This is a genomic window from Janthinobacterium sp. SUN073 (assembly GCF_030397665.1).
Lineage (GTDB): Bacteria > Pseudomonadota > Gammaproteobacteria > Burkholderiales > Burkholderiaceae_D > Janthinobacterium.
In genome coordinates, this window is sequence record NZ_JAPUBT010000010.1 from 227452 (window position 1) to 235483 (window position 8032).

Here is an 8032-nt window from a genome sequence, read left to right on the forward strand (position 1 = left end):
CTCTTGAGCGGCTTTTTTTACGCCCATCATAAGGAAATGAACCAATGAAATCGATTCAAGCATTGCGCGAGCAGCGTCAGTCGCTCGCAAAAGAAGCCCGCAACCAGCTGGCGAACAAGGGCGACCGGGCCTGGACCAAGGATGACCAGGTTGCCTTCGATGCGCGCGCCGACCAGATCGAGGCACTGGAGAGTGAGATCACTGCGACCGAGCGGGTCATGCAGATGGAAATCGAAGACCACAACCGCGATGTTGAGCAGTTCCGTACCAACCCGGCCGCCCGTGTGGAAAACAACAAGTCGCGCGAACTGTTCGCCAAACTGCTGCGCGAAGGGCCGCAGAACATGACGCGCGAAGAAGTGACGGAAATTCGTAATACCATGTCGACTGGCACGGGCAGCCAGGGCGGCTACACAGTGCAGTCGGATGTTGCCAAACAATTGATCGACGCCCTGAAATCGTTCGGCGGCATGCGCGGCGTCGCCAGTAGTATCACCACCTCGCAGGGCAATCCATTGAGCTACCCAACCTCGGACGGCACGTCGGAAGAGGGCGAATGGGTGCCAGAAAATACCCAGGCATCCAGCGCTGATCCCACGTTTGGCACCGTTGGCCTGGGCGCGTTCAAGGCCAGCTCGAAAATTATCACCATTCCGATGGAGTTGCTGCAAGATAGTTCCATCGACATCATCGCGATGGTCACCAAGCGCATCAATGATCGTATTGGGCGCACCATGAACAAGGGCTTTAGCACCGGCTCGGGCGTTGGTCAGCCGTTCGGATTCGCCTCGGTGGCCGGTGTGGGCAAGATCGGCGCCAGCGGCCAGACTGCCACTGTTACCGTGGATGATCTGATTGACCTGCAGGAATCGATTGACCAGGCATATCAAGACACCGGTACCTGCCGTTTCATGATGCACCAGCAGACCCGCAAAGGCGTCCGCAAGCTCAAGGATAGCTCGGGTCGCCCTATCTGGGCCGAGTCGTACGAAGCGGGTATCAAGACTGGCACGCCGGCGCAACTTCTCGGCTCCGATGTCGTGATCAACAACGACATGGCGCAGCCAGCGGCGAACGCCAAAACCATCGGCTTCGGCGACTTCTCGAAGTACATGATCCGCGATGTACTGGAAATGTTGCTGTTCCGTTTCGAAGACTCGATCTATACCAGCAAGGGGCAAGTTGGCTTTCTGGCGTGGGCGCGTGCAGGCGGCAATTTGCTGGATCTGAACGGCATCAAGCTGTACCAGCAGTCCGCGGCCTAATTTGTTGGCGGGTTTCGGCCCGCCTTTTTTACTTGATAGGGAAATATCATGGCAAAAACAAAATTTGTTGGTCAAGACCCTGTGGTCGCACAGCCAGGTCCGACTGCACAGCCTGAGACGGCCGCGCCGCCTGAGACGGCTGCACAGCCTGAGACGGTCGCACAGCCTGAGACGGCTGCACAGCCTGAGACGGCTGCACAGCCTGAGACGGTCGCACAGCCTGAGACGGCCGCACAGCCTGAGACGGCCGCGCCGCCTGAGACGGCTGCACAGCCTGAGACGGTCGCACAGCCTGAGACGGCCGCACAGCCTGAGACGGCCGCGCCGCCTGAGACGGCTGCACAGCCTGAGACGGTTCTTATTAAGGCCCGTGTCCTCGTTGACTGCGAATTCGGTGCCCCGAACGACGTAGTCGAGATCGATGTCGATATGACCGAAGCCCTCGCGACTGTTGTCGATACCGACCCGGCTGCGGTCGAGTACGCTGAATCGCTGAGCCGGCAATGACCCAAATCTGCATCATCCCGCCGAGTTCGCTGGCCGTCCCCATCGAGCAGGCGCGCGCCAACATGCGCATCGATGGCACGGACATGGATCAGTTCCTGACCCTCTGGCTGGAAGGTATCACGGCGGCTGCCGAGCATGAGATCGGCCAATGCCTGATGCGCCAGACCTGGGAAGTACGCCTCGATTCCTTCCCGGCCTCGATCCCGTTGCCTCATCCGGTGCTGGAAGTCGAGTTTGTCGCCTACATCGATCAGGAGGGTGTGGCGCAGCAGCTGGCACCCGAGGGATACCAACTGGTGCCAGGGCGATACGCGTCGAGTCTAGTGCCAGCGCGTGGCACCGCATGGCCTGCGGTATCTGCTGACCCTAGTGCGGTGGTGGTGACGGTGGCGTGTGGCTATGGGGACGTTCCTGATAAGGTGCCTGCCAATGTGCGGCTCTACCTGTTAGCCAAGCTTGTCGATCAGTTCGATCCCAACACGCGCGCCGAGAAGGAAACGGCACCTTCGCCCTTCATCGCGCGCCTGTTGGATGCATGCCGGAGCCGCATATGAGCCTGGCGCTGCGCCTGGACAAGCGCGTGACCATTCAGGTGCAGGCGGCCGGCCAGGATGCTGCTGGCCAGCCGTTGCCGGCCGGCTGGGTCAACTTGATGCTGGATGGCGACGGCAAGGTGTGGGCCGGGATTCGCGACATCAACGGGCGCGAGTTCGCGGCCGCTGGCGCCACGCAAAACCAGGTGGTGTCGACCATCACGATTCGCTATCGCGCCGGCATCGAGGCGAAAATGCGCATTCTGCACGGCAGCCTTGTCTACAACATCGAAGCAGTGCTTGGCCAGGACGGCAGGACGCTAGCACTTATGTGCTCGAAAGGAACCTTATAAATGCTTACCATCGATGCATCGGCCTTGAGCGGGCTGGCCGAGAAGGTCAAGGCCTACAGCGAGCGGGTGCAGAGTGAGGTGGCATTCGCTGGCGCCGCCGCTATGGCCACCGTTATTTACCAGGGCGCGCGTGGCAACGCCGAACGAAACCGCAAAAGTGGTCTGCTGCTGAGCGCCATCTACCGTGTTTATGCGGAAGACGATTCCAGTGCGACCCTGAAAACCTATCATGTCAGCTGGAACAAGAAGCGAGCACCGCACGGCTATCAGATCGAGTTCGGCAATTCGCGTTCCCCTGCATTCCCGTTCTTGCGGCCGGCCATGGCACTTGCAGGTGATGCAATTATTGCCGGCAATGACCGCATGGCCGAGCGACTTACGGAGACCAAGGGGCGCCCATGACAATAGAGACCGAGGTATTCCAAGTGCTGCGGGCGCTCGTTGATGGCCGTGTTTATCCTGACATGGCACCGGCCGGCAGCCCGCGCCCTTACATTGTTTATCAGCAGGTGGGCGGCGTGGCGCTTAATTTCCTTGATCCTACGATCCCATCAAAGCGCAACAGCTTGATGCAAGTCTGCGTCTGGGCAGAGGCGCGCATCGAGGCGTCCAACCTGATCGAGCTGGTGGAACTGGCATTGCGAGGTGCTGTTGGTTTGCAGGTTGCCGTACAGGGCGCGCCAGTTTCCACATGCGACGATGTGACGAAGCTGCGCGGTGCCCGCCAGGACTATTCGATCTGGCTCTAACTCGCCTCTACCTCTTTACTCAGCCCTTCTTGGGCACTCCCCGCCGCTATATGCGGTTTTTTTTCGTCCATTGAAAGGAAATATCATGGCTGTATCACTGCCAAATGGCAGCACGTTTTCGCTGGGGCTGTCGTATGGCGCCCCTATCGTCGTTACGGCGATTAGCAATGCCAAGCCCGCCGTCTGCTCGGCTCTCGCACATGGCCTTCAGGACGGTGACCTCGTGGAGGTAACGTCGAGCTGGTCCAAGTTGAACAACCGTATTTTCCGCGTCAGCGCTTCGGCGGCCGGCACTTTTGCGCTGGAAGGCACCGATACCACGAAAACCAGCATCTTCCGTCCCGGTGGCGGGCGTGTCACGGTGCGTGAGATTGAAACGCAGGAGCAAATTACCCAGGTGTTGGAAAACACCTCCAGCGGCGGAGAAATGGGCTTTACTGAAGTGTCATTCCTCGAAGACGATTTTTCCAGTCAGCTGCCCACGCAGGCCAGCGCGCAGTCGCTTGCACTGAAAATTGCGGACGACCCTGCATTGCCAGGATACATCGCTGTCAAGGCGGCTTCCGAATCCCGCACGCCTCGTGCCTTGATTGCTGCCTTGCCCAGCGGCTCGTTGATTCTTTACAACGCGATTGTCTCGCTGAACGAGACGCCGACGTTCACCAAGAATGAAGTAATGGCTGTGACAGCGACGTTTTCGCTGAAGACGCCACCAGTGCGCTACGCGGCGTAACTACTACGCCGAACCGTTTCCCTTGCCCACCTTACCAGGTGGGTTTTCAGCCCGCTTGGTCGCACCTTGTCGGGTCTTTTTACATTTGAGAGAAGAAAATGGCAAAGCCAAAATTTAACCTGACCGCTGTACCGACCTTTAAAGCAGATGTTTCCATTGCAGTTCCAGGCGGTAAAAGTGTGAACGTCGAGTTCACCTTCAAACACCGCAGCAAGGAACAGTTCCGCGATTTTATCGATGGCCTGCCTGATCGAGAGGACATTGATGTCATCAAGGATATCGCCAGCGGCTGGGAGCTGGAGGAGCCATTCGATGCTGAGAACATCGAAAAGATGGCTGAAAACTATATCGGTTCTGCGCGCGCAATCATCGAGACGTACATGCGGGAATTGTCGGGCGCCCGCGCAAAAAACTAAAGGCCGTCGCCACGGCGCTTTACGAGCGAGGCCCGGATGAAAAGGAGTTGGCCGCGTTTGGTATGACGCTCGATGACGTGGCGACGGGTCCCATTGATGTCTGGCCAGAGAACGTCCAGGCGTTTCACCTGTTCGGCTTCTTGTCCACGCAATGGCGCACATCGATGCAAGGCCCCACGGGCTTGGACTATGGCGTTCTATTCAACAAGATGGATCGTTTGAACCTGGCTGCTGAAGATTATGCGGAGCTGGAGCTGCAAATCCAGATCATGGAAGAGGCGGCCCTGGCCTGCATACACGCACCGAAATAATGCATCGCAACGCCACCCTGGAGGTGGCCTTTTTATTGGACGATCATGTCAGAAATCATTGGTAGCGCAACCATCGCAGTAGGCGTTGACTCTACGGCCGCTGAATCCGGCTTCGCCAAAATCGGCGCCGCCGGCACGCGCACTGGAAAGTCACTCGACAATCTCAGCGGCAAGGCTGGTAAGGGGTTTGGCGATATCGGCAGCGCTGGCGATGCGTCGTCCAAGAAAGTGGAGTCGGCCACCAGGAACATGATCGGATCGATCCAGCGCACCATCGCGACGCTGGAGTCAGGGTCGAAGTCGAGTGCAAAGTATTACGAGACGTTGGCCAGCCAGCGTGGTGTCAATGTTGACGTCCTGAAACCCTACCTAGCGCAACTTGACTCCGTCGCGACCAAGCAAAAGCTGGCTGAAAACGCCTTGCGCTCGACTGATCCAGTCATGAAGGAATTCGGTATTTCGTCAGCGCAAACCACGGCCGCGCTGCGCCAGATGCCAGCGCAGTTGACCGATATTTTCACCAGTTTGGCAGGTGGACAAAATCCTCTGTTGGTGCTGATCCAGCAAGGTGGTCAGATCAAAGACGCGTTTGGTGGCGTCTCGAACACTGTCAAGATTCTAGGTAATGAAGTGGCGTCCTTTTTCTCGTCGTCGGCCGGCGCAGCGTCAGCGGCTGCCGGCATTGCTGACGTGGGCGGCGCCCTCGCCGATGTGGCGAAAGAGCAGGAAGCCGCGAGCGCGGGTATTGAACAGGTCGGGGCTGGCTTAAGCGACTTAGCCGGTGAGGCTAACACGACGGCGGAGGCTGTGGCCAATACACGCATTGCATTGGGCGGCGTACGTCAGGTGAGCCTGGGCATGATCGCTGGCGTGGCGCTTAGCGTGGCGGCGCTGGCAAGCGTTGCACTCGCGTATTACCAGGGGAGCAAGGAAGCCACTGCATATCGCACTGCGGTGATCATGACTGGAAACGCAGCGGGAACATCTTCCGGCCAACTCGCCGATATGGCTCGCAACATCAGTAAAAGTGTAGGAACCCAGGGTGCTGCCGCAGAATCGCTGGCCGCGCTTGCGGCAACCGGAGAGGTAGCTGCCGAGAACCTGGAGCGCTTTGCAACTGTTTCGGTACGCGCCCAGAAGGCGTTGAGCATTAGCGCCATTGATTTGGCGAAGGATTTTTCGGAGCTGGGTAAGGCACCTCTTGACGCGCTTGAGTCATTAAATGAGAAGTACCGTTTCCTGACTGCTTCGACCTACAGCCAGATTAATGCACTGGTGGATCAAGGTAAGACGACTGAGGCCGCCAAAGTGGCTCAGAACGCCTATGCCGATATGATGGAAAGTCGTTCTAAGAGCGTCACGGAATCACTGGGCTACTTGGAAAGGGCGTGGTCGTCGCTGGGTAGCGGCGCCAAGACAGCCTGGGACTACATGCTGAACATCGGGCGGGAGGATACGCTCGACGAGAAATTGAAGGATGCCGAGGCGGCACTCAAGCTGGCCAGGCAGCGGCGGTTTACGTTCGTTGGTGCTGGTGCGGATGGCAAGGCCGACTTAATCGCCGCAGAAAAGCGGGTCGCGTTCCTGAAAGAGCAAAAGGATGCAATTGCGTCAAATGCTCAGTTACAGGCGATTGATCGGCAGTTGCAGGATAGCTTCATTGACTGGGCAAAGGAGGGTGATAAATACCTGACCCGCCGCCAGCAGATGGAAAAGGAACTTGAGGCCAGCCGCAACCGGGGTTTGGAGGCCGGTGCCTCCGAAGAGCAACTGGGCGAGCGCGCGCTTGAAATTCAGAAAAAGTACGCTGATCTGTTCAACGGCGGCATCGATACACAAATCGAGGCGATCAGGCGGCGCGGAGCTATCGAGGAAGTGGTGTCTGAGCGTTCGATGGCGACCCTTGTGGCGAACCGCGATGCTGGGCTGGCGACTAGCCTTGATGCGCAGATCAAATTTTCGCAGGCAGTTGCCGATCTGGATATTAAAGATTTCAGCCGGCGCAAATCCCAATTGTTGGAAGAGCTTTCCCTGACCAAGGGCAAGGCCAACAGCGAAAAAGAACAGGCTGCGCTGCGCGGACAGGCTGCATTGATCGATGCACAAATCGCCAGCCGTCGCCGTGCCGCCACGAATGAGCAGTTTGTGTTGGATGTAAAAGCAACCCGTGCTGCGGCAAGTGATTACGCCGACTTGGTGGATAAGCGTGATGCTGACGTGACGGCGATCAGGAAGCAAGTGATCGAGCAAACAACTGCGAATAGCTTGATCGGCAAAAGCAAAAAGCAAATAGCGGAATTTAACGCGATTCAGCAGGAAGAGATTGCTACGCGCAAGGAGGTGGATGCGGCCATTCTGGATACCATTCTTGGACGCGAAAAGGAAGCGGACCTGCTGCGTGCCCAGGCGGCCGAGATTCGCAATCTTACCGCAGCGCAGCGCGAAGGTGCGCAAAAGTCAACGGACTTTGAGGCGAATAAGGCGATGTTGGAGAGCCTGGATCGCACAGCGCACGATACATTCGTGAGCATCTTCGATTCGGGCAAGAGCGCCTTTGATCGCCTGCGCGATACCCTGAAAAATGGTCTGCTCGACCTGCTGTATCAGATGACGATCAAGAAGTGGATCCTGAACATCGGCGCGTCGGTATCTGGGGGCGGGGTGGCCGGTCTGGCCTCGGCCGATGGCCTGGGCCTGAGCGGCGGCGCGGCTGGCGGAGGCTTGGGTGGCATTGCTAGCCTGGCACAAAGCGCCAAAACTGCCTACACCATTGCCACGCAGGGATTCGCCGGTGTGGCTGCCGGCATCGGCGGCAGCATTGCTACTCTGGGTAATCTTTTCGGTTCCTCCGCCGTATCCGCTTTCGGGGCCGGCATGGGGATGACGGGCGCGCAGGCGGCCGCAGCGTCTGCAGCCTATGGATCGGCAGGCATGGCTGGAACGGGCACCGCGCTGACTTCTGGTGCTGTCGCTGGCGCGGCGGTTACAGCCGCTGCCGGCATCGCCGCAGGGGTGTTGGGCGGAAAACTGATCTCTGGTCAATACGGCAGCAACTCTACGGTGAATGTCGGTACTGGCATCGGCGCCGTCGCTGGTGCTTTCATGGGCGGCCCTATCGGCGCGGCCATTGGCGGTGCGCTGGGTGGCTTGATCGGAGGCCTTGGC

The 8032-nt window shown here is 58.5% G+C and carries 10 protein-coding genes; all 10 read left to right on the plus strand.

Annotation, left to right across the window (positions count from 1 at the left end):
* The first annotated feature begins 44 nt into the window (after positions 1–44).
* Entirely contained in the window at positions 45–1265 is a 1221-nt protein-coding gene (locus O0882_RS23310; protein ID WP_289951906.1) for a phage major capsid protein, read from the plus strand.
* Between the two features lie 48 nt (positions 1266–1313).
* Positions 1314–1772, plus strand: a complete 459-nt coding sequence (locus O0882_RS23315) for a hypothetical protein (protein ID WP_289951908.1) — start codon at positions 1314–1316, stop codon at positions 1770–1772.
* Positions 1769–2326 (plus strand): hypothetical protein, encoded by a 558-nt coding sequence (locus O0882_RS23320; protein WP_289951910.1) that lies wholly within the window; start codon positions 1769–1771, stop codon positions 2324–2326. Before O0882_RS23315 ends, O0882_RS23320 begins: the two co-directional genes overlap by 4 nt.
* A complete protein-coding gene (locus O0882_RS23325) occupies positions 2323–2658 on the plus strand; it encodes a phage head closure protein (RefSeq protein WP_289951912.1) in 336 nt (111 codons plus the stop codon). The genes O0882_RS23320 and O0882_RS23325 overlap by 4 nt, the downstream gene beginning before the upstream one ends.
* A complete protein-coding gene (locus O0882_RS23330; protein ID WP_289951914.1) occupies positions 2659–3060 on the plus strand; it encodes a hypothetical protein in 402 nt (133 codons plus the stop codon). It abuts the gene before it with no gap.
* Positions 3057–3407: a DUF3168 domain-containing protein gene (locus O0882_RS23335; RefSeq protein ID WP_289951916.1), complete on the plus strand. Its 351-nt coding sequence runs from the start codon at positions 3057–3059 to the stop codon at positions 3405–3407. Before O0882_RS23330 ends, O0882_RS23335 begins: the two co-directional genes overlap by 4 nt.
* 85 nt (positions 3408–3492) lie before the next feature.
* Complete coding sequence (locus O0882_RS23340) at positions 3493–4140, plus strand: phage tail protein (RefSeq protein ID WP_289951918.1); 648 nt, start codon at positions 3493–3495, stop codon at positions 4138–4140.
* A 98-nt stretch (positions 4141–4238) separates the two neighbouring features.
* Entirely contained in the window at positions 4239–4556 is a 318-nt protein-coding gene (locus O0882_RS23345) for a phage tail assembly chaperone (protein WP_289951920.1), read from the plus strand.
* A 62-nt stretch (positions 4557–4618) separates the two neighbouring features.
* Positions 4619–4867 carry a DUF1799 domain-containing protein gene (locus O0882_RS23350; RefSeq protein ID WP_289951923.1) on the plus strand — a complete coding sequence of 83 codons (249 nt, stop codon included), beginning with the start codon at positions 4619–4621 and terminating at the stop codon, positions 4865–4867.
* 45 nt (positions 4868–4912) lie between these two features.
* Positions 4913–8032 (plus strand): phage tail length tape measure family protein (locus tag O0882_RS23355; RefSeq protein ID WP_289951925.1); only part of this gene is annotated, 3120 nt, incomplete at its 3' end.

Coding starts and splice junctions, on each gene's coding strand:
- O0882_RS23310 (WP_289951906.1), top strand. CDS start 45: ATGAAATCGATTCAAGCATTGCGCGAGCAGCGTCAGTCGCTCGCAAAA.
- O0882_RS23320 (WP_289951910.1), top strand. CDS start 1,769: ATGACCCAAATCTGCATCATCCCGCCGAGTTCGCTGGCCGTCCCCATC.
- O0882_RS23335 (WP_289951916.1), top strand. CDS start 3,057: ATGACAATAGAGACCGAGGTATTCCAAGTGCTGCGGGCGCTCGTTGAT.
- O0882_RS23345 (WP_289951920.1), top strand. CDS start 4,239: ATGGCAAAGCCAAAATTTAACCTGACCGCTGTACCGACCTTTAAAGCA.
- O0882_RS23350 (WP_289951923.1), top strand. CDS start 4,619: ATGACGCTCGATGACGTGGCGACGGGTCCCATTGATGTCTGGCCAGAG.
- O0882_RS23325 (WP_289951912.1), top strand. CDS start 2,323: ATGAGCCTGGCGCTGCGCCTGGACAAGCGCGTGACCATTCAGGTGCAG.
- O0882_RS23315 (WP_289951908.1), top strand. CDS start 1,314: ATGGCAAAAACAAAATTTGTTGGTCAAGACCCTGTGGTCGCACAGCCA.
- O0882_RS23340 (WP_289951918.1), top strand. CDS start 3,493: ATGGCTGTATCACTGCCAAATGGCAGCACGTTTTCGCTGGGGCTGTCG.
- O0882_RS23330 (WP_289951914.1), top strand. CDS start 2,659: ATGCTTACCATCGATGCATCGGCCTTGAGCGGGCTGGCCGAGAAGGTC.